Origin of the sequence: Streptomyces sp. NPDC020917 (assembly GCF_044333795.1) — a bacterium.
Lineage (GTDB): Bacteria > Actinomycetota > Actinomycetes > Streptomycetales > Streptomycetaceae > Actinacidiphila.
On the sequence record NZ_JBIRRR010000003.1, the window covers coordinates 144719 to 168261 of the forward strand.

Genomic DNA, 23543 nt, shown 5'->3' on the forward strand with positions numbered 1-23543 from the left:
TTTGCGCGGCATGGAACTCTCACGCCTGAATGGCGAGGCCCTGGAGGGTGACGCGGCCGAGCGGCGGGAGGCCCGCGCAGTAGCGCTCGAGTTCGGTCAGCGCTGCCTGGGCCATCCTGCGGGTCTCCGTGCCCTGGGAACCGGCGATGTGCGGGGTGATCAGGACATTCGGGAGATCGTACAGCGGTGAGCGCGGGGGCAGCGGCTCGGGGTCCGTGACGTCGAGGACCGCGTCCAACCGCTCGGAGGCGCAGGCGTGTTCCAGCGCGATGGTGTCGACCAGCGTGCCCCGGGCGGTGTTGATCAGCGTGGCATGGGGTGGGAGGGCGGCCAGTTCGGCTGCGCCGATCATGTGCTGGGTCTCCGGCAGGGCCGGCGCGTGCAAGGACAGCACGTCTGCACGCGGCAACGCCTCGCCCAGCTCGGCGGGTCGAGCTCCTGCCGCGAGCACGTCGGCCGGATCCGCATACGGGTCCACCACCAGGATCGGACCGTCGTGGAGCGTGTGCAGTTGGGAGACCACGCGGCGTCCGATCCGGGAGAATCCCACGATCACAACCGTGCGGTCGTGACCGCTCAGCTTGCCCCGGCGGTCGCGGTAGGAGTGGTCGTCACGGAAACGGCGCGCGTCCTGGGCGAGGAACGGCACCTTCTTGAACGCCCAGAGAATCGCGGCGATCGTGTACAGCGCCACCGGCTCGGCATTGACGTCGGCCGCGTTGGTGACCAGGATCCCGCGCTCGAACACCTGGTTCCGGACGACTCCCCGTACGCTGCCCGCGGCGTGGAAGACAGCGCCCAGGCGGGGCGCCGCATCCAGAAGGTCCTGGTCCAGTGGCGGGCATCCCCAGGAGGTGAGGAGCACTTCCACCTCGCCCAGGCGGGCCCGGGCCTCGGGTGAGCTCAGCTCGTCCACCAGGATCGGGGCGTCCACGGTGGCCAGCCCTTGTAGCCGCGTCAGCTCGGCCTCACCGAACTGGGTCCGAAAGGTTTCCGGCGCCATGGCCAAGAGGGCCTTCGGACGACGCGAGGGCGGGATGGGGACGTCCTCATGCCGATCGGCATGTTTCATTGCTTCCTCCGTCGAATGTCTGTCTCGTCGCTGACTTCGGGAAGGGTCCCGCGGCCCGGCGGGCGGGGAGAACCAGCCGGGCCGCGGGCGATGTGTGTCAGTGGCGGGTGCCGAACACCCGGCGGATCTCCTCCAGATGACCGAACTCGTGCACGGTGTCGGGCTCGAGATACGTGCCCTCGGTCCACTCGTTCCAGGCGTTGATCGTCACCAAGGGAGAACCTGTCTTCTCGACGTAGGACCGCACCCTTTCCAGCGCCTTTCCGAACTGCTCCGGAGTGCAGTCCGAGATGATGTTGGTGTGGGGATAGCCGAGGGCCGGGTTGTACCGGTCCGACTGCACGGTTCGCGGTGACGAGTCCCACCCGACCGTCACGTTGGGGTAGTACGGCTGATCGAACTTGGCCGCGAGTACCTCCCATCCCTTCTCCGCCTGCTCCAGGACGTCGGCGTACGGGGTGAGCAACGTCGGCAGCGCATGGTGGTGTACCCACACGTACGAGGTCACGCTGTCGAAACCCAGGCGGTTCAGCAGGACGGCTTCGTCGAGCGCCAGGCCGTCCTGCGGTAGGACCGGCTGGTCGCGCGCGATGGCGTTGAGGTGGACGCCACGGTGTCCCGCCCTCTTGGCACGCGAACGCAGATGGTTCAACGCGGCCTGGGTGGCGTCGATGCCACCGAGCCCTTCGAGGAGCGTGGGGAGGTCGTAGATGGACAGGTAGGGACGGCCGTCGATGTGCAGGTACGCCGGGTGGTTGACATACCGCTCCAGGAGGTAGTCCGTGGCGGCCCGGAACTGAGCGGCGTCGACGTGGCCCGACTCCAGCTGAGTGGCACCCGTCGCGGATTTCCATGGGTGGATGTTGGTCCAGTGATGGTTCGCCCACATGACCGCGAACTTCATGTCGCCGTCGGCCGCGGCAGGCATGAAGGCGTTCTCCAGCGGACGCTCCAGGTAGGGACGTCCGCCGTACCAGTACCAGTCGAAGATGAAGGCGTCGACCCCGTGCTGGGTGGCCATCTCGACCTTGGCGGCCATGACCGCCGGATCGGCCTCGTCCTCATAGCCACGCAAGGGGACACGGGGCTGCATATGCCCCTCGAAGCGCGGGGTGGCCTTCTTCGCCACCTCCCACTCGGTCCATCCCTCGCCGTGCCACTGCTCATTTCTCGGGTCGACGTGGTAGTTCGGAAAATAGTAGGCCGCAAGCATCACCTCACGCCTGTTCATGCACAGCACCCCGCATATTCGAAAGCGGCCGGATCGGCCGGGATTACCCGATGGGATATCGCATGGTCCACGCCTGCGCGTGCGATGGCCCACATGGTGCCGGCCATCGCATGCGCGGTCTCGCCGCGGGTCACTTCGTCGTGTTCGCCGCGTACTCCTCGGCGAATTCCTGGGCGGTCTTGTCGCCACCACCCGATTTGAACTTCTTGACGGCGCCGTCCCACGAGCTGACGGGCTGCCGGCCGGTGACGATTCCGGTGATGGCATCGGCGATCTCCGGACCGAGTATTTGGCTCCGGGTCGTCCATGTGTCCGAGCGCAGACCCTTCGACGGGTCGTCGATCATCTTGGGGCAGACCTTCTGCTCCCACTCGTAGAGGGCCTTGACGCCCGTCTGCGCACCGGGCATGTACAGGACCTGCGGGGCGTCGCACATGTAGTAGAACGGCAGGTTCGTGACGTTCTCGGTGGTGCCCAGCTTGGTGGGTGTCGGGTCGCCGTCCTTGCTGAACGTGAAGTGGACGCCCTCCACGCCGTAGTGCATCAGCTGGTACTCCTCCGTGCCGAACGGCGAGGCGAGGTAGTCCAGGACCTGCAGGACCATCTTGACCTTCGGCTTCGACAGCTTCTTGTTGAGGACGGTGTAGCCGGAGTAGCCGAGGCCTGACCACGGGGTCGGGGTGACCCCCTCGGGGACGTACGGGACCATCGGTACGGCCTCGAAGTCCTGCACCGTCTTGAGCGTGGTCAGGTATGCGCTGAAGCTGTCCATGTAGGACTGCACCGTGCCGTTGTAGAAGCGCGTCTTGAGGTCGACCGCTGCGATCGAGGTGGAGTCCGGGAAGTACAGGCCATCACTCCGGAGCGTCTTCAGATAGGAGAGCATCTCCGGGAAGTGCTCGCTCTCGTAGGACGAGGTGAACTTCCCGTTGGACACGGACCAGCCGTTGGGGATCCCGTAGGACGGCCCGTGCGCGATCCAGCCGAACGGCCACTCCTTCGACGCTCCGATTCCGTACTTCCTGCCGTGCGTGAGCGACTTGAGGGCACGGGTGAACTCGTCCCGGCTGAGGCCGTCGCCCGTGTATCCCTGCTGCTTGAATTCCGTGCCGTTGATCCACAGCGCGGTGCTGGGCTTGGGGCGGTGGATCGGGATTCCGTAGATGCCGCCGCGGAACCGGCCCACCGCCTTCCACGAGGCGGTGGGGAGGTTGGCCAGGTTCGGGTAGTCCTTGACGGCATCCCCGGAGAGGTACTCCGAGAGGTTCGTCATGGTCTTGAGGACGAAGTCGGCTTCATGAGCGATCGAGCCGCCGATGATGTTGAGTATGTCAGGGAGGTCGTTCCCCGCCATGACGGTGGACAGCTTGCTCGTGTAGTCCGCGGCAGGAACCAGGGTGAAGTCGATCTTCACCCCCAGCGCCTTCTCCATCGCCTGCCAGTAGCGGTTCTGCCCCTCGGGCTCGGGTACGACGCCGTACGTGATCGTCATGACCTTGAGCGTGGAGCCGTCACCCGGGACGTCTGAGGTGCCCTTGGTCAGCTGGGAGGGGTACTTGAGATAGGCGTCCTGCACACCCGTCTGCGGGTTGCCCTTGAGATCCGGTGCGGGCCCGGTTCTCGGGATGTAGGTCGGCCAGGGCGCCAGTTCGACGCCTCGGTTGGAGACGTCGCCGGACGAGCCGGAGCCGCCGCAGGCGGTCAGCAGGGAGGGCGCGGCCATCGCGGCGGAAGCCACGCCGATGGAGCGCAGCAGGGAGCGGCGTGAGATGTCTGGCACGGGAGTAGGTTCCTTTCGGGACGAGCATCGAGCTGCGGCAAGGGGCAGCACGGCGCGCTCGCTGAGGGGGACGACGGGGAGCGGGAGTGGGGGGCGGCTCTCGCTCTTCGCTTTGCGCGGGGACCGGATTCGGCTCTCGACGACCGGTATCAGCTCTTGATGGCGCCGGTGAGCACGCCCTTGGCGAAGTACTTCTGCAGGAACGGGTAGACGAGGAGAATCGGGACGGTCGCCACGACCAGCACGGCCATCTGGATCGTCTGCGGGGCGGACATCGCGGAGTCACCGGCCCCGTTCGAGTTGCCCAGCTGGGCACCGCTGAGCACGTAGGTGCGCAGGACCTGCTGCAGCGGCCAGTGGTCGTCGTTCATGTAGATCGATGCCTGGAACCAGGAGTTCCAGTAGCCGACGGCGTAGAAGAGGGCGACCACGGCCAGCGCTGCCTTGGACAGCGGCAGCACCACGGACAGCAGAATCCGGAAGTTGCCGACGCCGTCGAGGCGTGCGGCTTCGAAGAGTTCCTCCGGGATGGACTGGAAGAAGCCTCGCAGCACCACCAGGTTGAAGACGCTGATGAGCATGGGCGCGATGAGCGCGAGGTAGTTGTCCAGCAGGCCCAGGTTCTTGACCATCAGGTAGGTGGGGATCATCCCGGGCGGGAACAGGAAGGTGAAGAGCACCAGCAGCAGCACGGGCTTGCCACCGAACACCTTCGGCCGGGCAAGGGCGTAGGCCAGCATGACGGTGCAGGCCACGCTGGCCGCGGTGCCGACGAGCGTCACCCCGACGCTCACCCACAGTGCGTGGGACACCACGGAGCCGCTGAAGATCTGCCGGTAGGCAGCCAAGGTCGGCTTTTCGGGCCACAGCACCCAGCCCCCGTTGTCGATGACCTCCTTGGGAGAGGCCAGGGAGGTCGCGATGACCACCAGGAAGGGCGTCAGCACGAGGACGACGATCACGGCCAGCGCGATCGCCTTGGCGGCCGAAGTGATCTTGCGGGGCTTCTCCATCCACATCGGACGGGTCTGCCGGCCGGCGCCGCGGTTGGCGCGGGTCCCGAGGATGACACTCACTGGTAGACCCCTTGCTCTCCGAGGCGGTGCGCGATCTTGTTTGCGGCGAAGACGAGGATCGCCCCCACTACTCCCTTGAAGAGCCCGGCGGCCACGCCGTATCCGAAGTTGCCGCCGATGATGCCCTTGTAGTACACGAAGGTGTCGATGATCTCCGCGGCATGGGGCCCCACCGCGTCACGCTGCAGCAGGATCTGTTCGAAGCCGACGGACAGGATGTCGCCGATCCGCATGACCAGCAGCAGAAGAAGGATGGGGCGGATGGCCGGCAGGGTGATGTGCCAGAACCGCCGCCAGGGTCCTGCTCCGTCGATCGCCGAAGCCTCGTAGAGCTGGTCGTCGACCTGGGTGAGAGCGGCCAGGAAGATGATGGTGCCCCAACCGCAGTCCTTCCAGATCACCTCGAGCACGGTGAGCGGTTTGAAGAGGCTGGGGTCCCCGATGATGTCGACAGTGTGCATTCCGGTCCCGGAGAGCGCCGAGTTGAAGACCCCTGTGGCGCCGAGTATCTGCTGGGCCATCGCGACCACGATCACCCAGGACATGAAGTGGGGCAGGTAGACGATCGACTGGACGGCTCGTCGCAGCGTGTTCGAGGTGAGGCTGTGCAACAGCAGCGCCAGGGCCAGCGGCGCCGGGAAGAAGAAGACCAGTTGGAGGAACGCGATCTCCACGGTGTTGAGGGCAGCGTGCCAGAAGTCGGCGTCACCGAACAGGTCCGTGAAGTTCGTGAATCCCACCCACGGACTGCCCGAGAACCCGTCGAAGGGTATGTAGTCCTTGAAGGCGATGATGTTCCCGAAGAACACCCCGTAGTGGAAGAGCAGGAAGTAGACCACTCCCGGCACCATGAGCAGCAGGAACGCGCGGTCTCGCCAGAGTCGGCGCAGCACCCGTGGCCCAAGGCGTCTTCGTCGCGGCGGCGGGCTGTGGACCGTACCCGACTCCTCAGGGATGGCGGCGATCTCGCTCATGCTCACCACGGTTCGACCTGTCCTTCTCGCGAGGGCGGCCGTTGGAGAGTCTGGGGACCTCCAGCCGACCGCTGTTCATGTCTACGACACTTGGCGTGTGTGGTTGTTCGGGATGCGATGGCCCCCTCGGACCAAGGAACGGACAGCCTCTTCCCGCGCACTGCAACCCGACTGGCACCTTCTCACCGGGGTGACCGGTGCGGGGAGAAGGGTCGACGAGCAGCAGGTGGGACCGCCAGGCCCCGCCACTGGGCCCGAACACCTCAGCCACGTGGCGACCGGAGGTTGTTCACCCGTATGTAGCGGTGCCGACCCACTGCCGTGACGCTAGTCACCGACAATGCAGCTCACCATGGCGAGGATTGAGTAAAAGTAGGACGAACTTGTGCTTGGATCGGACCGGGCGTCGTGAGTCGATCCGGATGAGCGGCCTCGCAGCGTGGAGGACGACCCCGGCGACGGCCGGCTCTGCCTCGTTGCCCGCGGCGGCCGGGGTGCCCCGTGACCCGGAGCCGGTAGAGACCCCAGCCCTTGAAGTCAGCTGCGCGGTCCCGCCTGGACCGATCTCGCACCGGGTCACAAATGCATGACAATGATGCAGGTCACCTCCGCAACGCGCGATCCGGTCCCGTACGATCCCCAGGACAAACTTGCCCCCGAGCCGGCGCGGCTCCTGTCGCACTCGGTCCTGCGAGGCAGCCGCAGCACGGCCTGCCCGCTCCGCAGTTCCTCCACAGCGCCCGCAGACACGAAGCAGCCGGAGGTCGTCGACCTGCGATCGTTGCTCGACCACGGCCAAGGCTGTATGGAAGAGTCCAGCCGAAGGGGGTAGGACAAAATTGAGGCACGAGGGAAGGAAGCCACGCTACGAGCGTGCCACCGTGTTCAATCCGGACGGCCTTCCGGTCTGGGCGGACCGCCACGGTCTTGATGCCGACGTGGCAGCACATGATCACGACTTCTTCGAGATCGCGCTCGTCACCCAGGGCCGTGGAGTCCATATCGCGGCCGACGGCGACCACCCCATCGGTCCAGGAAGCGTCATCGTGATGCCGCCCAACCAGTGGCACGGGTACAGCGAGTGCGAGGACCTCGCGGTCTTCGACGCCTTCATCACTCCTGAACTGCTCGACACCACCCTGTCGTTCCTCGACAACGAGCTTCCCCTTGTACAGGCAGCGAACTCCACGCGCCTGCCGGTGCCACAATGCATCCAACTCCCGCCGCGCGATGTCAGCTTGGCAATCAGCGAACTGCACAGCATGACCGACATGACCGCGCAGCGGTCACGCATGCAGGTCGTCGGGCATCTCCTGATCTACCTCGACATTCTCAACCGCGCCTGGACCAGCGAACACGACGTGCGCCCACGCTCTCTCACCCCGCTCCATCCAGGTGTGCAGCGAGCCGTGGAACTCCTGGAAGCCGACCCGGGACACCCGTGGACGCTCGCGCAACTGGCCGCCGAGACCTCCACGGAGCGCACGTACCTCGTGCATCTGTTCCAACGCGATCTGGCGATCTCACCGATCGCCTACCTCCACCGGTTGCGTGAGCACTCCGCCGCCCGCCTCCTCGTGCAGACGGACCAGCCGATCGCTCAGATCGGTGCGCAACTCGGTTGGGACGACGCCGCCTACTTCGCCCGCCGGTTCAAGTCGGCCTACGGCCTCAGTCCATCCGCGTATCGGAAACGTGCCAATACGGGTGAGACCCGCCATCACTCGACAGCCGACCGCGAACTCCCCCTGCCGGTCAGCAGTGTCCGCCTGCCCGCCGGCGGGCCGCGCTTGCCCGTCAGCGGGGCGCGCTTCGACACGATGCCGGTCACAGGTACCGCATCAGGAAGCCCTGTCCCGATCGTGAGGTGACTCGCCTCCTGAGTCCCGTTCCGGGTGGAGTGCTGCCGACAGGCCGTGGTCGGCAAGATTGTCCAACAACTACCCAACATGACGCCAGCAGCAATCTCTCCGACGAGGGATATGGTCCTGCCGCGGGGTTTGCGGACAGGTAACCGGCGATGGGCACCGGCAGATTGTGCCGACCTCCGGGCTCAGCAGAAGAGAACGTAGGGCCCCTCTCAGATCTCAGGAGAATTCGCGATGACAGAAAGTACTTCGCAGTCCACCGCCGCCGGTAGACCGAGTCGCCGGGACATCCTCAAGGTGGCGACCGCCGCGTCGGGTGGAGCCGTCCTCGGCCTCTCCGTGCCGACAGCAGCTGGAGCTGCCGGGCGGCCCGCCAGGACCCTTGTCGGAGCGATTCGATGGGACGCCTGGGTGGGCGGGGCCTCTCACTACGGGAGCGGCGTGAACCGCACCCTGTCACCGGACAAGTACCACTTCCGCCTGCCGTTCTACGCCGACATCACGGTTCCGCGACCGGTGTTGATCGACCAGAGCTTCGACGCGGAGACGACCGGAGCCGCTCCTGCCGGTTGGGACGTTTCGGCCCCTTCGGGTACCGGGGCATCGGTCGTCGAGGTGTCCGGCAGGGCGGGCAAGTCTGCGCAGTTGCGGAGTTCCTCCGAGTCGGCTGCGACGATGGCTCACCCGTTCCCGGCTCAGGAACGTGCGCTGACCGTGCAGTGGCAGTGGAAGGAGACAGTCGCCGGCAAGGGGGCCCTCGCGCGGCTGAGCGGCGGTTCGTCCGTGGCCGTCGATCTGGCCACCCGAGGCGAAGGCGGCGCCAAAGAACTCGTCTATCTCGCGCCTGACGGCACGTGGAACCTTGTGCAAGCCGTCCAGGACGATACGTGGTATTCGATCAAGATCATCGTCGATCCCGCACCCCCCGAGGGTGCCGCGCCGTTCGTTGACATCTTCGTGGACGGGACGCGGATGGTGCGCAACGCAGCCTTCCGCAACTCCACGGGGGTACTCGACACTCTTGTCCTCGGAACCAGCGAAGGCTCACCCTGTGAACTCTCCATCGATGACGTCAGCGTACGGGTGACCGAGTCGGTCAACAGCGATGCGACGCTCCAGGGAATCATGGATCAGGAGATCCGGTACGCCAAGGAGGCCGGCATCAACTATTGGGCTTTCCTCTACTATCCGCAGCAACCGCTGGCGCGGGCACGAGAGTTGTATCTCTCCAGCGAGCACAGGAATGACGTCGGCTGGTGTGCCATATTGGACGGAAATTTCACCGGAAATTATGCCGCGAATCTTCCCCAGCTTGTGGCGCGGTTCAGCGAGCCGAACTACCAGCGAGTGGTGGGCGGACGGCCACTCGTGTACTTCTTCTCCGGTATCACCGCGGACTGGGTCACCAGGATGAGGGCCGCCTGTTCGCAGGCCGGGCTGCCCAACCCGTACATCGTGGCCATGGCGTGGACCGCGGTGGGCGCGGCCACCGCCAAGACCGCCTCGGGCGCGGATGCGGTGAGCCGCTACGCGACCGGAGAGCAGAACGGCCAGCCGTACTCTGCGCTCGCCGACGCCGAGAGCAGCCTGTGGGACCAGTACGCCGCCGCGGCGGGAGACGTCATCCCGACCGTTTCGACAGGCTGGGACAAGCGCCCACGATATGACAACCCGCTTTCCTGGGAGCCCAACTACACGGGGTTCAAGGACGAGTGGACACAGCAGGCGACGCCCAAGGAAATCGCCATACACCTGCGCCGGGCCGTGATCTGGAACAACACTCATCCCGCCAACGCGCCGGCCAACGCAGTCCTCATCTACGCCTGGAATGAGTTCGACGAGGGCGGCTGGATATGCCCGACGCTCTTCGAGATCCAGAAGGCGGGCAGGCCACTACGCCTCGACGCGATCGCGAAGGTGCCTCGAACCGGTGCCGTCACGCCAAGGCGATGACCTTCCGGCCTCGATCGTCGTGACGGCCCGTCGGCTTCGCCGGCGGACCTTCGCGCCGTGCGGGCGGACGATGGAGGTCGTCCTGCTCACCGACCGGGTGGCGACCCTGCGTGGGCTCCCGCCTGGCAGGCCGGCCCCACCGCGGCCCGCCTTCGCTGCTCAGTCCCCGGCCCGTACCAGCCCGCTCTCGTAGGTGAAGATCACTGCGTGGACACGGTCGCGGAGGTCGAGTTTTGCCAGGATGCGGCCGAGGTGGGTCTTGACGGTCGTTTCTCCCACGAAGAGGCGGTCGGCGATCTCGCCGTTGGTCAGCCCCCGGGCGACCAGGTCCGGGGCTCGGCCGCCGAGCTGGTCGCCGCGGTAGGCGGCGAACCGGTCGACGCGGTGGTCTCCGTGCTGCCGTGGACGGTCATGCCGCAGGATCGGCGGGGTCCCATCCTGGATGCCGTGACCGAAGTCCTGGCACCCGGCGGCCGGTTCACCACCTTCGCCTACCTGCATGCGGCCTGGACCCCGCCTGCCCGTCACTTCGCCGCCGAACTGGCTCGCCGTTTCGACCGGTTGGAGCGCTCGAAGACGGTATGGACGAACCTCCCGCCAGCTTTCGTACACCGGGCCGTCCGGAAGCCATGACCACGAGCAGTCCTGCCGGGGGGACCGCGACCGGGAGGACCGGCACGGCAGGCGAGACTGTCCGCGCCGGACGTCACGCTCGCCCCGCCGCCAGCCATGCCCGCCGTAAGGCGCCGGCCCTACCATTTGGTCCGAGACTGAAGCAGCCGGGCCGCGACCGGAGTTGGAGCGGGCGCGGGAGCGGGCTACGCCCTCACCGACGAGGCTGCCGTAGTTCGTCCCACGGGCCCACTCCTGCGCCCGCGCCCTGGAGGTGCTGCGGCCCCGCCCCCTCGAGACTTCCCCACCGGCGGCTGAGCCCGCACCTTCATGGCGGTGGCCTGACGCGAAGATCCGTCGCCTGCCGGTTCGGGTTGCCGCGGGCGTTCCCTTCCTCCAGGGTGGGGCACTGTGCAGTCGCCGAGTCGCAACTCCCGGGACCGTGGGGGAACATCGCCCAGGGCTTCTCCCCCGGCGGGCCCCGATCCACCGCGCGAGAGGGCTTACAGGCCGGCTCCGGCCTGCCGTTCGACCGTCGCGTGGTGATCCTGGTCGAGATCGCCGATGACCCCAACGAGACAGCTCTGGCAGAGGAGTTGTTCGCGCAGCGCGGGTGGCCGGTACGGCCCGCGGAGGAACCCGAACGGGCCGGCTGCCCGCCCGAGCGCGTCGCCCGCGTGGTGGAGGTCCGGCTGACCGGGGCGCGGGAAGGCGCCGTCGAGCGGGCGCTCGGCCTCATCGACCGGCTCGCGGTGGCGGCGTCGCTGAACATGTGGGCCAGGGACGCCGTCCTCCTGGAACACGAACCTGAGCGGTACACGGCCTGGCGGGTGCGTCCCGCTCCCGGCGTCCCCCAGCCCGGCCGGGTGGTCCGGACGGTCGAACCCCGCGGCCGGGCAGGCGCGCTCGCCGACCTGCGTACCCGGGAGCTGGCCGGCCACGTGCACGGCCCGGCCGTCGACCTCGATCCCGCCGACGTGCCGTCCACCGGTGTCAGGGCCAACCTGCTGCTGGTCAACCTCGGCAACACGGTGGCCTTTTCGGCCGCCGCCCTGGCCATCGCGCCGCACACCGGCTGGCAGTTCTTCGGATGGTCGGTGACCGCGCTGTTCGGTCTGCCCTGGCTGATCGCGGGTCTGCGCCACGCGCTGCGGGACTCCCCCGCCCGGCGGGCCGCCCTGTGGGCCCTGCCGCTGGCCTCGCCGGTCCTGCTGCCGTTCGTGACCTGGCTCGGCGGGCTGGTCCAGGACCGCTACATCGGCTCGTTCGGCATACCGTCCGACGCGGTGCACGCGGGCACGACCGACCGCCTGTGGGCAGGAGCCCTGCCGGTGACGGGGGTGCTCTACTGCATGGCGTTCGGCGTCGCGGCGTACGGCTGGAACCGGCGGTTCCATGCGCATCCCGATGCCCGGGACCTCGGCAACGCAGCTTTCGCGGCGGGTATGGGGCTCCTGCTCGGCGTGGGCCTGGTCGTGATGCCGTTCTCCTTCCACGTCAACACCTCGGCCGCGGCCGATGCCAGGAACGCCGCGGTCCGCCTCCAGGAGCCCTCGTCCTACTACGGCCTGCGCCCTGTCCTGGTCTGCGTCCGGCCCGTCACACCCGTGGCCCACCCCGAACGCGGCTTTCCCGGTGCCTCCTACGGGGGCACCGTGCCCCTGACCCATCCGGTGCTCACGTTCGGTCCCGACGGCGACCACATCTGGCTCTGGGACCCGCGGTCGCGCCGGGCCTTCAGCATGGACCTCGCCGACGCCACGTTCGAGCCCTTCGACACCGACTTCACGAGCCAGGACCAGCCGTGCCCCCGTGGGTGATCGGTGAGGCGTAGTGGCGGAAGTCGCCGCGCTGGTGGTGCAGTGTCCACAGGATTTCGGCGAGCCGGCCGGGGTCGGTGTGCTCGTCGCCCGGCGCGATGGCACCGGGGATGATCAGCTGGGCGATGTGGATGCTGTCGGCGGCCAGCGCATCGTGGAGCATGCGCGCGTAGGCGCTTTCGGCGGCGAACGCGATGGAGGTGCCGGCTCGCTGGGGATGCGGCTGCACCGCGGTTCCTCCGTTGACGAACAGCACGGTGCCCGCGCCGTGTTCGCGCATGCCGGGCAGCACGTGCTCCACCGCGGTCATCGGCCCGAACAAGGAGAACGCCAAGGGTCCTTCCAGATCCTGGGGGCGGGTGTCCAGGACGGGCTTCATGAAGTCCTTGTGCGGGACGGGGCTGTACTGCAGGACCTCGATCGGGCCGAGCGTGGAGGTCGCGGCGTCCAGCGCGGCGGTGAGGGCCTTCCGGTCGCGGACGTCGGCGGCGAACCCGCGGGCGTGCACGCCGCCCCCGGCCAGCTCGGCGGCCAGGGCGTCCAGGTGCTGCTGGTTGCGGGAGATCAGCGCGATGTCGAAGCCTTCGCGGCCGAAGCGGCGGGCGACGGCCGCGCCCAGGCCGGGGCCGGCGCCGATGAGGGCGAGGGTGGGCATGAGGGCTCTCCTGAGCGGTGGTCGTGTGCGGGCGACGGTGTCGGCGGGCCTGTCGTGGCCCGGACCCGGTTACTGCTGGGGGGTCAGGCGCAGTGTGGTGCTCCGGGCCTGGTCGGCGACCATGGGCTCGACATAGCCGCTGTAGCGGCCGTACTTGGCCCGGTAGGCCGCGTCCACCCGGTCGTTGACGGCGGGGTCGCTGACCGCCGTGAAGGTGACGTCGGCTTCCGCGCCGCCTGCGGTGACGTGCCCGGCGTGGCTGTCCCGGGCGGTGTTCCACCAGGATCCTTGCTTGCCGCGCCAGGACCGGACGTACAGGTCGTCGCCGTCACGCACGACCCAGATGGTGGTCGGGTTGCGCAGTGATCCGTCTCCCCGGCGGGGTGCGATGTGCAACTCGTCCGCCGTGGCGATCCGCTCCAGGGTCTGGCGGTTCCATGTGCTCATGAGCCGGTCTCCTTCATGGTGGCAGGGACGGTTTCGGGGTATGGCTGGGATCCTCCCGCCTCACCGGCGCCGGGAGTGGGAAGCGGTGCGGGGCCGGTCGGGTGGTCGGCGGGACGGAGGAAGCAGGCGGCGGTGGCGGCGGCGCACACCACGACGGCGGAGATGACCAGGCTCACGTGCAGGCCGGTCAGCATGTGCGCCCGGCCGCCGATCAGGGCGCCGAAGACCGCGACGGCGAGAGCGCCGCCGAGCTGGCGGGAGGTGTTGAAGACACCGCTGGCGGTGCCGGTCAGGTGCGGGGGCACGCTGTTGACCAGCAGCGCGGTGGTGGTGGGCATGGCCAGGGGGCCGCCCAGGCCGACCGGAAGCATCAGCAGCGCCAGCGCCCACGTCGGCGTCCCGGCGGGGACGACGGCCAGCGTGACCAGTCCCGCCGCCATCAGGAACAGGCCGAAGGCGATCGGCACGCGCGGACCCAGCCGCTCCGCGGCCCGTGCGGAGACTGGGTTGACGAACGCCGACAGCACCGTCATCGGGACGAACGCCACGCCGGTGGCCAGCGCCGAAAGGCCCCGCTGCTGCTGCAGGTAGAGGCTGAACAGGAAGACCGTGCCGTAGAAGCCGGCCATGAACGCGAACCCCGCCGAGCAGGAGATCACCACGGTGCGCCGGCGCAGCAGTCCCAGCGGCACCATCGGATGCGCGCCCCGGGCCTCGGCTCGTACGAAGACCGCGGCGGCGGCCACCGTGAGGATGCCCGCGGCCCACACCGGGGGCGCGGCGAAGCCGCGCTCCCCGGCCTCGATCGCGGCGAACGTCAGCGCGCCCAACGCGGTCACGGCGCTGACCTGCCCGGCCAGGTCGAAGGGGGCGGGCCGGCGCGGGGAGCGCGCTGTCCGGGACAGGAGCAGCAACGCCACCGCCCCGGCAGGCAGGTTGATGAAGAAGATCACCCGCCAGCTGATCAGGGTGGCCGCTCCTCCGGCGACCGGTCCGGCCGCCGAGGCGACAGCGCCGCCCACCGCCCACAACGCGACCGCCCGGGCCCGACGGATCGGGTCGGTGTACGCCTCACGGATCAAGGCCAGCGAGGTCGGCATCATGGCCGCTGCGCCGGCGCCCTGCACCAGCCGGGCGGCGACGAGGACGGGCAGGCCGGGCGCCAGCCCGCACGCGGCGGAGGCGGCGACGAACACGGCAAGGCCCAGGCCGAAGGCGCGGCGTGCGCCGACGCGGTCCGACAGCGAGCCGGCGGACAGCAGCAGCGCGGCGAACATCAGGGTGTAGCCGTCCAGGACCCACTGCAGACCGGTGATGCCGCCGCCCAGATCGGTCCGGATCGACGGCAGGGCGACGTTGACGACCAGCGCGTCCAGGGTGATGACGAAGAACCCCAGCAGCGCGGCGGCCAGCGCGGCGCCGGGACGGGCCGGATGCGCTGCCTGGTGGGGCTGGTATGCCCACCTGGGGCGAGCGGATGCGGCCGGCCGGCGCCGGCGCGGGACGGGGGGACGGTTGGGCATGGGCGTCTCTTCGCTCCTTTGCGGCAGTAGTTCTTGCGGGCCGGAGTCGGGGGGCCGGAGTCGGGGGGTGGCCGGTGAGCGGGCGAGGCAACCGCGGTCGGCGGGGAGGACGGTGCCGACGTTGACGCCCGGGGGCGGGGCCCGCCCCGATCAGGCGGAGCCCTCGTCGGCGATCTTCTTCAGCTGGGTGATCGCGGTCATGGCGCTGGGCCAGCCGGCGTAGAAGGCCAGGTGCGTGATGGCTTCCGACAACTCCTGGACGCTCAGCCCGTTTTCCCGTGCCTTGGCCAGGTGGTAGGGCAGCTGTTCGGTCCGGTAGAGCGCGGCCAGCACGCTGACGGTGACCAGGCTGCGGTCCCGCGGCGACAGCTCGGTGCGTTCCCACACGTCGGCGAACAGCACCTCGTCGGTGACCTCGACGAGCTTCGGCGCGATACCGGCCAGCTCCTGGGGCGCGGACTGCTTCGTCATGCGGATGACTCCCTGCGACAGATGGAACAGATGGAACAGATGGACAGGCAGCGATGCGGTCGAGGATCCACGGTCGCCCGCGGTGGGCCCGGCGACAGCTCCAGCCGTGCCGCCTCCCGCTGAAGCACGGGGCCGCATCTGCTGCCACCGTCGAGGAAACCGCGGCTCACAGGGCTGGGGAAGGCACTGCCGTTACAGGTACTGGCAGGGCCCCCTGGGGACGTCGCCAGGTTCCGTGGCAGCTGCGGTCCCAGCTCTTCATGGAATGACGAGTTCTGGCGCGTGCGAGGTGGGGAGGTCGGTGATGCCGGCTGCCGTGGCCGACTCGCCCGGTCGGCTCGCCGATGTCGTGACGGTGCGCGATGCGGGCGGCCCGCCGGCTCCCGGTGCGGGTGAGGTCGTGGTGCGCATGCTCGGCATGCCGTGGCCACGGCAGCCACCTCGGCGATCGACCGGCATCCGCGATGGCGGATCGCGACGGTCGGGCGGATCAGGGGAGGTTGAGGGTGGCCAGGGTGTCGCCGCCTGCGTCCCGGACGGTGACGCGATGGATTGACCCGAGGCCGACGTCCTTGGCAGTCGGCAGGGGGGCGGAGGCGTACCAGGCGCCCCAGCCCGGCGTGCCGGGCAGGTGGACGAGGCGACCGGTCACGATACCCCGGTCGGTGGTGACGGCCACGGTGGCCGCGCGACCGGCCACGTCGCCGTAGTAGACACCGGACAGGAAGTACCGCCCCGGCACCGGCTCGGACTGCAAGGTGATTCCGGGCCGGCTCATGTCCAGATTGCCGTCGGAGACGCTGCGGAACTGGTCCGCCTCGTCAGGAGTCGACCAGTGCTTGCCGTCCCCGGTCAGCCACAACCGCACGCCGGGCGCGGCCTGCACCCGCTCCCCCGGCGCCACCACCCGCACCGACGAGGCCGGAACGCCTGGCTGCGCGACGGTCTGGGGCGAGGAGGGCGTGGCGACGTGGACGGCGGTCGCGGTGAGCGGGATCAGCAGCAGTCCGCAGGCGGTGGCGAGTACCGCGGCGTGACGTCGCCGCCTGGAACGGCCCTCCCTTTCGATGGCGGCCAGCGGTACCGGGGAGGGCGTGATGTCGTGGGCGGCGTCCGTGAAGAGGTGCTGCAGCCGCTCGCCGTCGGGGTGGGAAGTCATCGGCGGGCTCCGGAGGGGAGGGCGTCGGAGGCGAGGGCAGGATGGCTGCGCAGGGCGGCGAGCCCACGCCGGGCATGGGTCTTGACCGTGCCCAGCGCGCAGTTCAGGGTCGTGGCGATCTCCTGGTCGCTCAGGTCCTCGAAGTAGCGCAGCACCATCACGGTCCGCTGGCGGTCCGGCAGCGACGCCAGCGCCTGGGTGAGGGCCGCGCGGTGCTCGGTGATCTCCGCGTGCCCGGCCTGCACGCGGTGCACCGCCTCGGGGAGGAACGGCATGAGCAGGTGAACCACCCGCCGCTTGCGGATCCGGCTGCGGTTGTTGTTGATCAGGGCCCGGCGCACGTAGGCGTGCACCTCCTCGTGGGGAATGCGCCGCCACCGCGCGTACACCTTGGCCAAGGTGGTCTGCACCAGGTCCTCGGCCTCGTGGAAGTCGCCGGTGAGCATGTGCGCGGTGCGCACGAGCCGAGGCCAGGCCGCCGCGGCGAAGTCGGCGAACTCGCCAGGGCTCTGGTCCGTCACAACAGCTCGTTCCTCAAGGCGATGGGCGAAGGCGTCGTCGGGCGGAGTGGGGCCTGGCGCGGTGTCCGGGCCCCACAAGCGTCACGCGTCAGGGGAGGGAGAGGGTGGCCAGGGTGTCGCCGCCGGCGTCCCGGACGGTGACGCGGTGGACGAAGTCGTGCTTGGTGTCCTTGTTCTTGGCGGCCGGCAGGGGGGCGGAGGCGTACCAGGCGCCCCAGCCCGGCGTGCCGGGCAGGTGGACGAGGCGACCGGTCACGGTACCCCGGTCGGTGGTGACGGTCACGGTGGCCGCGCGACCGGCCACGTCGCCGTAGTAGACACCGGACAGGAAGTACCGCCCCGCCACCGGCTCGGACTGCAAGGTGATTCCGGGCCGGCTCGTGTCCAGATTGCCGTCGATGACACTGCGGAACTGGCCCGCCTCGTCAGGAGTCGACCAGTGCTTGCCGTCCCCGGTCAGCCACAACCGCACGCCGGGCGCGGCCTGCACCCGCTCCCCCGGCGCCACCACCCGCACCCGCGCCACGGCGCCGGCGTCCTTCACCGGGGTCGACGCCCCCGTCCTGGCCGCGGGCGCAGCCGGAGCCGCGGCCGGGGCCTTGGCCTGGGCCTTGGCCGGGGACGACAGGGCCTGCGCCATCGTGGGCGCCCCCACCACCGCGGCGGCGACGGCCGTGGCCGCCACGTACTTCTTCATCCGTGTCATGGACGGAACTCCCCGTGGATCGCGACGAACAGGGTGGAGGGCGCCTCTCCACCCTCCTCAACCCCGCCCGCCGCCAAGCCGGATGACACGGAGCGCGGAAATTCTTCCGATCAGGATCCGACAGGTACGAGGCCGTACCGGCGCCCCGGGGCCGTCAAGCCGAGGTACGAGCGCCTCGGGAGCCGTCCCACCCGCTGGAGGGGTGGCCCTTCCGGACCCGACATGGACGAGCAGTTCGACGTCAGCCTGACGTCCGCCGTCCGGCGATGGACGCGTCCCTGTCATGATGTCGCTCCACGGCCACGGGGCCGAGCACGAGGGGGCGTCACGATGAGCGGATGGGGATCCGGGACGAACGGCCGGCCGTACGGGCCGCCGGCGGGAGGGCAGGCCGCACAGAAGTGGGACCAGGGCGGTCAGGGCCGGCCCCAGTGGCAGCAGCCATGGCAGCCCCCCACTCCCCCACGACAGCACAGCAGCGGTATCGCGCTGCGCGTGGCGCTCGGCGTCGTGGCGGCCGGCGTGGTCGTGGCCATCGCCGGCATCCTCGTTCCCACCGCCGGCGGCACCGGCTACCGGACGATGCGGGAGGTGAGCCAGTCGATGGAGCCCACCTACCGCCCGGGCGACAAGGTCACCATCAAGGAGACGGACGGCTCCACCCTGCGCGACGGCGACATCGCCCTGTTCGACGGCCACGACTGGGGCGTCCAGGGCGCGCTCCTGCAGCGCGTGGTCGCCCGGGGCGGCGAGCACATCGTCGTGACCGCGACCGGCACGGTGACGGTCGACGGGAAGGTCCGCAAGGAGCCCTACCTCTACCCCAGTTCCTACGGCGGCTTCTCCCCGCCGGTGGACCTCGTCGTCCCACAGGGCCGGCTGTTCATGATGGGCGATCACCGCGTCGACTCGCTCGACTCCCGCTACCACCACGACGTGGCCTCCGGCACGATCGCCGAGTCCGCCGTCGCGGGCAAGGCCGTGAACTCCGCGAGCGCGCCCTCCACCGACTTCCGCTGGGCGGGGCTCGGTGCGGGAGTGGCCGTCGCCGGCCTGGTGGCGGCCATCGTCGTCGCGGTCCGGAGCAAGCGCCGCGCGGTCCCGCTGCCGCCCCCGCCACCGTCGTACTGACGTGAGCCGTGGGCCGGTTGTGGTTTGCTGATCCGCGTTCGGGGGACGGCAGGCCGTTCGGGATCATCACCGCCTACTACTTCATTCCCTGCGACTTCCAAGCTGCGGACGTCCGGGCCGCGGACTGTACCGGCCCCGAACAGCCCCACAAAGTCGACACCCAACTCGCCTACACCGGCGACACAGCCGTGGTGAACGGTTCTCCCGCCCGGCTCTCGGCGAGACTCACCAACGTTTTCGGGACACCGGTCAACGGCCGCCAAGTCCGGTTCGACCTGGGAACCGGGACCGCGCAGCAGACCTGCACGGGCACCACCACGGCATCAGGCTCTGCGAGTTGCACCATCGACGCGGTCGACCAGCCGCAGGGCTCGGCGAACGCGGTACCCACAGCGGCTCAGTTCGCCGGCGATGACGACTACACCCCCTCCAGTACGTCGGCCGAACTGGGGTTGACCTCACCCACGACGCTCGACTACACCGGCGTGACCCGCCTCGCCAATGGCACCTCGGCGGAACTGAGCGCCGTTCTCAGGGACTTCGCCGGTGACTCGGTGCCCGGTCGTAGCGTGCGGTTCACGCCCGGCAGGGGCGACGATGACCAGGCATGCACCGGAACGACGGACAGCGCGGGTTCCGCGGCCTGCACCGTGGCCTCGGTCGACCAGCCGCTGAACGACTCTGCCACCGTCGCGATGCATGCATCCTTCGCCGGTGACGCGGGCTACCTGGCCTCCAGCACCTCGGCACAACTGGAACTCCAGTACGCGACGGGCCGCGCGTACGGCGTCGCGGCACACGTCGATCTCCTCGGCGTACCGCTGCTGGACGTCGAGCCACAGCCGGACACCAGTACCGTCCGCACGGCCGATGCGACCACGACTGACACGCCTTGCTCAGGGCAGTTCAGCTCTCTCCTGCTGTCGGTCCAGGAGCTCTGCCCGAAGGTCACCACGTCGCTCGCGCCCGGCCAGGTCACGGCGTCGTCGACCGTGGCGCAGGCCCGCATCGCACTGACCGGTGTACCTCTCATCGAGGTGTCCGATCTCACCGCGACCTCCACCGGCACGTGTGGAAAGGCCACGGGCAGCACCACACTCACGCTGAAGATCGCGGGAGTACCGGTTACCGTGTCGGGTGCTCCGAACACGGAGATTCCACTGCTCGGAGGAGGCCGGCTCATCGTCAACGAACAGACCCCCGGCACCGGAGCCAGATCCCGGTCTCAAGGTCAACGGCGTCCATCTCGTTCTGCCCGCCGGCGGCGGTGAGGTCGTCCTCGCCTCCACGGACACCGCGATGCACAACTGCAGTGACTGACGCCCACGCCGCCTGGGGCGGACCGCAGGAGTACACCGAGGCGTTCCTGCGGTCTGCCCGTCGTGCTGTCCAGGATCTGTGCGAGCGGCGGGGCGCGGAGTTCGCGTCGCTATCCCACGACGTCGTCCCCGCCACCGGCGGCAACGTGGTCGTCGCTGCCACGGCGGTGGTGGTCTTCCGCGGCCGTCGCTGCGCTTTCCGCCGCGGGATCTGGCCCCCGAGCCACCCCGCCACCACCAGCGCCGCCCTCTACGCCACCGTCCTGGAGGAGCAGCTCCTGACCAGAGTCCACCCTCGCCCGGACGACGACGCGTCGCCGCTCGACCTATGATCCCGGGCACCCCGCTACGGTGTGATGCCAGGGCAATGATCGGGCGGCTCCGCTGGGCGCGGTACGGGAAGAGGTGCGGGGTGGGCAGGGCGAAGCCGACGATCGAGGATGTCGCGGAGCGGGCGGGTGTCTCCCGTTCGTCGGTGTCCCGGGTCATGAACAACGCGCCGGGTGCTTCCCCGCAAGTGCGGGATCGCGTACGCCGGGCCATGGCCGATCTGGGGTACGAGCCCGACCAGACCGCGCGGGCACTGGCCTCCGGCCGGCAGCGTGCCGTCGACGTCGTGGCCGTCACAAACGGCCCCGTCATCGGGTGGCTGGGGTCGCATCCGTACTACAGCCGCGTCCTGGCCGGGGTGATCTCGGCGTTGGAGGGCACGGACGTCCAGGTCCGGGTCCAGGCGCTGTCGAACCCCGATGACTTCGAGGCGCTGGACGCGATCGCGGCACGGGCGACGGTGGGCGCGGTGCTGGCCGACGTCCCGCTCGCCATGGCCCTGCGGTTTCAGCAGCGGTGCCGCAGGGTGGTGTCGCTGGCGGCGACGTCGCCGTCGGTTCCGGCGGTCGAGGCGGACAACGCCGGTGGCGTGCGTGCGGCCGTCGCGTACCTGTACCGGTCGGGCAGGCGGCGCATCGCGGCCGTCCACGGTCCCGAGTACAGCGCGGACGCGCGCGAGCGCCGGGACGGCTACCTGCGGGCGATCCGGGAGTTCGGCCTGCCCGAGTTCGGCGAGCGCGGCGACTTCCGGCGGGAGGACGGTCACCGCGCCGCGCGCCGGCTGCTGGCGGCGCATCCGGAGATCGACGCGATGTTCGTGGCCAGCGACCTCATGGCCGCCGGTGCGGCCCAGGCGGTCACCGCGCTCGGGCGCACCATCCCGGACGACATCAGTCTCGTGGGCTTCGACGACAGCGTGGCCGCGGTGTGCGCCAACCCGCCGCTGACCACGATGCGCATGCCGGTGGAGCAGATGGCGGTCGCGGCGATCCGGGTGCTGCTCGACGGCGACGTCGCCTTCGGGCACCGGCAGACGCTGCCGGTCGAACTGGTGGTGCGCGACAGCACCGTGCGGGTCGGGCAGTGAGACCGGTGCTCCGCAAAGGCTCAGAGACTGCGTCCCACCGACCGCGCCGCAAAGGCTCAGATGCTGCGTCCCACCGCCCGCGCCATGAAAGCCAGGCCGACGGCTGCGAGGAGGGCGAGCGCGGAAGGGATGAGGAAGACCAGCGGTAGCCCGATCGCGGCGACCCCGAGCCCTCCGGCCGCCCCGCCCAGGGCGGAACTCAGCGCGGTCGAGCTGATGAAGAGGGCCGAGGCGGTGGCCACCGCCGTCGGGAGCAGCCGCTGGGCGACGATGATCCCCAGCGCGGCGAAGACGCCCCATACGCCGCCCATGAGGATCTGCCCCGCGAACAGCCCCGCGGCGGTGCCGGTGAAGGCGAAGCAGAGGTTGGCGGCAACCCCGAAGCCCGCGCCGAGCACCATCAGCCGCAGCATCCCGGTCCTGCGGGCCACGATGACGGCGAACGGCATCAGGACGATCTCGACCAGCGGCTGGATCCCGATGACCGCCCCGCTGAGCCCGGAGGCGAACGCGAGCCGGCCGTTCATGTAGAGCGGCAGGTAGGCGTACTTGATCGACTCCCCGGCGTAGACCAGGACGTAGAGGGCGGTGAAGGTGAGCAGGGGCAGCATCGCCCGCACACCGGGACCGCGCCGGTGCGGTCCCCGGTCCTGCTCCGCCGCGGCGGCGGCCGGGCCCTGCGGGGTGCGCAGGGTCCACAGCGGCACGATCTGAGCGAGGGTGCAGACCGCCGTCGCGAGAAGCATGGTGCGCAGCGAGGTGTGGGCGGCCAGGAAGGAGCCCGCCACCGGGCCGACCACCCATCCCGCGGTCAACGCCATCCGCACCAGGGACACGATCCCGTCGTCGCCCGGGCCGGGACACGCCTTCATCTCGTCGTGGACGGCGGCGAACAACTGGGAGGTGGCGGCGCCGGCGAACCCCAGCACGACGGCGCTCAGGACGTACGGCATCCACAACTGCGTCGAGTAGGCGATGCCGGCCCAGCCCGCGAACCCGGCGACGGCGCAGACGCGGAACAGCCCCAGGCGGCGGCCGGTGCGGTCCGACCGCGTGCCCACCAGGTAACCGGCCACCGGAGCGGTCAGGTTGGTCAGATAGAACAGGCCCGCCGCGGTCAGTGACCCGCCCAGCTCGTTGACGAGGAACGACGCGATCTGCGGCGCGGCGGCCGAGAACCCGAGGCCGGAGAAGAACAGCGCGACGGCCGCACCTCGGTACAGCGGTGACGCCAGCGTCAGCCGTATCACCGATGTGGGCGCGGTGGACGGCGGCGCAACGCGCCGCTCGTCGACCGGGCCTCCGTCCTTCGTCATGCCTTCCACGGACACTCCTGCGATCAGTCGTCGGGCGGGGCGCCGGCCGGATGCGCCCGAGGGGCACACGGGACCGGGCAGCGGGACTCCCCACGGATCGCCCGGCGGGAGCCCCGCGGTGGCGCCGGTCGGGACAGTAGGAGCGGGAGCGCTTCCAGGAAAAGCGCCCGGTTCGCGGACTGATCACGTCCTGCCGGTTGCGGTCCGCTTGGAGGGTGGGATCAGCATCGCGACCGCGAGGGTGAGGACGGCGCAGAGGATGCTCACGCCCAGCTGGGTGATCCGCCACGACCACGTGAACGCGTCGAGTTCACGTGCGGCCAGGAAGCGGTCGGCGTCGAGGTCACCCGCACTGACGGCGGCGGCACGGGGCCGGTCGTCGAGCCGGTGGGTGAGCAGCTCGAGGAGGGAGGCGGTCAACTTGACCCGGCCCTAAAGGACCGGGCTTGGAGGTAGTGCCCAGCTGGTTGCTGGGTTGGCTCCTCCGTCCGG

Annotated in this window: 21 protein-coding genes and 1 pseudogene; 7 read left to right on the forward strand and 15 right to left on the reverse strand. The window is 69.7% G+C overall.

Annotated elements, in window-relative coordinates:
- Window positions 1-19 precede the first annotated feature (19 nt).
- From ACH4TG_RS07950 to ACH4TG_RS07970, 5 genes are all read right to left on the reverse strand, one after another.
- Complete coding sequence (locus ACH4TG_RS07950; RefSeq protein ID WP_398241311.1) at window positions 20-1003, reverse strand: hydroxyacid dehydrogenase; 984 nt, start codon at window positions 1001-1003, stop codon at window positions 20-22.
- 166 nt (window positions 1004-1169) lie between these two features.
- Window positions 1170-2303, reverse strand: a complete 1134-nt coding sequence (locus tag ACH4TG_RS07955; protein WP_398241312.1) for a glycoside hydrolase family 99-like domain-containing protein — start codon at window positions 2301-2303, stop codon at window positions 1170-1172.
- A gap of 130 nt (window positions 2304-2433) precedes the next feature.
- Window positions 2434-4083, reverse strand: coding sequence for an extracellular solute-binding protein (locus tag ACH4TG_RS07960; protein WP_398241313.1), 1650 nt, complete (start codon window positions 4081-4083; stop codon window positions 2434-2436).
- A 149-nt stretch (window positions 4084-4232) separates the two neighbouring features.
- The gene (locus ACH4TG_RS07965) at window positions 4233-5096 is read right to left on the reverse strand and encodes a carbohydrate ABC transporter permease (RefSeq protein WP_398241675.1); all 864 of its coding nucleotides are present in this window, start codon (window positions 5094-5096) and stop codon (window positions 4233-4235) included.
- 59 nt (window positions 5097-5155) lie between these two features.
- The gene (locus ACH4TG_RS07970) at window positions 5156-6133 is read right to left on the reverse strand and encodes an ABC transporter permease (RefSeq protein ID WP_398241314.1); all 978 of its coding nucleotides are present in this window, start codon (window positions 6131-6133) and stop codon (window positions 5156-5158) included.
- 881 nt (window positions 6134-7014) lie between these two features.
- On the opposite strand from ACH4TG_RS07970, the gene ACH4TG_RS07975 reads away from it, so the two are divergent.
- Both ACH4TG_RS07975 and ACH4TG_RS07980 read left to right on the forward strand, forming a co-directional pair.
- Complete coding sequence (locus tag ACH4TG_RS07975; RefSeq protein WP_398241315.1) at window positions 7015-8004, forward strand: AraC family transcriptional regulator; 990 nt, start codon at window positions 7015-7017, stop codon at window positions 8002-8004.
- A gap of 438 nt (window positions 8005-8442) precedes the next feature.
- The gene (locus tag ACH4TG_RS07980; RefSeq protein WP_398241316.1) at window positions 8443-9954 is read left to right on the forward strand and encodes a hypothetical protein; all 1512 of its coding nucleotides are present in this window, start codon (window positions 8443-8445) and stop codon (window positions 9952-9954) included.
- Window positions 9955-10113: 159 nt separating this feature from the next.
- Here ACH4TG_RS07980 and ACH4TG_RS07985 read toward each other — a convergent pair.
- Window positions 10114-10284: pseudogene (locus ACH4TG_RS07985) on the reverse strand (response regulator transcription factor); the annotation flags it as partial.
- 824 nt (window positions 10285-11108) lie between these two features.
- On the opposite strand from ACH4TG_RS07985, the gene ACH4TG_RS07990 reads away from it, so the two are divergent.
- The gene (locus ACH4TG_RS07990) at window positions 11109-12386 is read left to right on the forward strand and encodes a hypothetical protein (RefSeq protein ID WP_398241317.1); all 1278 of its coding nucleotides are present in this window, start codon (window positions 11109-11111) and stop codon (window positions 12384-12386) included.
- On the opposite strand, the gene ACH4TG_RS07995 is transcribed toward ACH4TG_RS07990, so the two are convergent.
- The 7 genes from ACH4TG_RS07995 to ACH4TG_RS08025 form a co-directional block, all read right to left on the reverse strand.
- Entirely contained in the window at window positions 12352-13041 is a 690-nt protein-coding gene (locus ACH4TG_RS07995) for an SDR family NAD(P)-dependent oxidoreductase (protein ID WP_398241318.1), read from the reverse strand. The genes ACH4TG_RS07990 and ACH4TG_RS07995 overlap by 35 nt on opposite strands.
- 69 nt (window positions 13042-13110) lie before the next feature.
- Entirely contained in the window at window positions 13111-13488 is a 378-nt protein-coding gene (locus ACH4TG_RS08000; RefSeq protein ID WP_398241319.1) for a DUF2255 family protein, read from the reverse strand.
- Window positions 13485-15011, reverse strand: a complete 1527-nt coding sequence (locus tag ACH4TG_RS08005; RefSeq protein ID WP_398241320.1) for an MFS transporter — start codon at window positions 15009-15011, stop codon at window positions 13485-13487. Before ACH4TG_RS08005 ends, ACH4TG_RS08000 begins: the two co-directional genes overlap by 4 nt.
- 150 nt (window positions 15012-15161) lie before the next feature.
- Complete coding sequence (locus ACH4TG_RS08010; protein WP_398241321.1) at window positions 15162-15482, reverse strand: carboxymuconolactone decarboxylase family protein; 321 nt, start codon at window positions 15480-15482, stop codon at window positions 15162-15164.
- Window positions 15483-15972: 490 nt separating this feature from the next.
- Window positions 15973-16641, reverse strand: coding sequence for a hypothetical protein (locus ACH4TG_RS08015; RefSeq protein ID WP_398241322.1), 669 nt, complete (start codon window positions 16639-16641; stop codon window positions 15973-15975).
- Window positions 16638-17162, reverse strand: a complete 525-nt coding sequence (locus tag ACH4TG_RS08020) for a SigE family RNA polymerase sigma factor (RefSeq protein WP_398241323.1) — start codon at window positions 17160-17162, stop codon at window positions 16638-16640. Before ACH4TG_RS08020 ends, ACH4TG_RS08015 begins: the two co-directional genes overlap by 4 nt.
- Before the next feature lie 88 nt (window positions 17163-17250).
- Window positions 17251-17868: a hypothetical protein gene (locus ACH4TG_RS08025; RefSeq protein ID WP_398241324.1), complete on the reverse strand. Its 618-nt coding sequence runs from the start codon at window positions 17866-17868 to the stop codon at window positions 17251-17253.
- Between the two features lie 330 nt (window positions 17869-18198).
- Here ACH4TG_RS08025 and lepB point away from each other — a divergent pair, with 330 nt between their 5' ends.
- The 4 genes from lepB to ACH4TG_RS08045 are packed head-to-tail and all read left to right on the forward strand — an operon-like array spanning window position 18199 to window position 21735.
- Entirely contained in the window at window positions 18199-18999 is an 801-nt protein-coding gene (gene lepB / locus ACH4TG_RS08030; RefSeq protein ID WP_398241325.1) for a signal peptidase I, read from the forward strand.
- Window positions 19000-19007: 8 nt separating this feature from the next.
- Complete coding sequence (locus tag ACH4TG_RS08035; protein WP_398241326.1) at window positions 19008-20270, forward strand: choice-of-anchor P family protein; 1263 nt, start codon at window positions 19008-19010, stop codon at window positions 20268-20270.
- 41 nt (window positions 20271-20311) lie between these two features.
- Window positions 20312-20650, forward strand: a complete 339-nt coding sequence (locus tag ACH4TG_RS08040; RefSeq protein WP_398241327.1) for a hypothetical protein — start codon at window positions 20312-20314, stop codon at window positions 20648-20650.
- Between the two features lie 35 nt (window positions 20651-20685).
- Window positions 20686-21735 (forward strand): LacI family DNA-binding transcriptional regulator, encoded by a 1050-nt coding sequence (locus ACH4TG_RS08045; protein WP_398241328.1) that lies wholly within the window; start codon window positions 20686-20688, stop codon window positions 21733-21735.
- Between the two features lie 56 nt (window positions 21736-21791).
- Here the strand turns inward: ACH4TG_RS08045 and ACH4TG_RS08050 are convergent, their stop codons facing one another.
- Both ACH4TG_RS08050 and ACH4TG_RS08055 read right to left on the reverse strand, forming a co-directional pair.
- The gene (locus ACH4TG_RS08050) at window positions 21792-23051 is read right to left on the reverse strand and encodes an MFS transporter (RefSeq protein ID WP_398241329.1); all 1260 of its coding nucleotides are present in this window, start codon (window positions 23049-23051) and stop codon (window positions 21792-21794) included.
- A gap of 183 nt (window positions 23052-23234) precedes the next feature.
- Window positions 23235-23471: a hypothetical protein gene (locus tag ACH4TG_RS08055; RefSeq protein ID WP_398241330.1), complete on the reverse strand. Its 237-nt coding sequence runs from the start codon at window positions 23469-23471 to the stop codon at window positions 23235-23237.
- Between the last annotated feature and the right edge of the window lie 72 nt (window positions 23472-23543).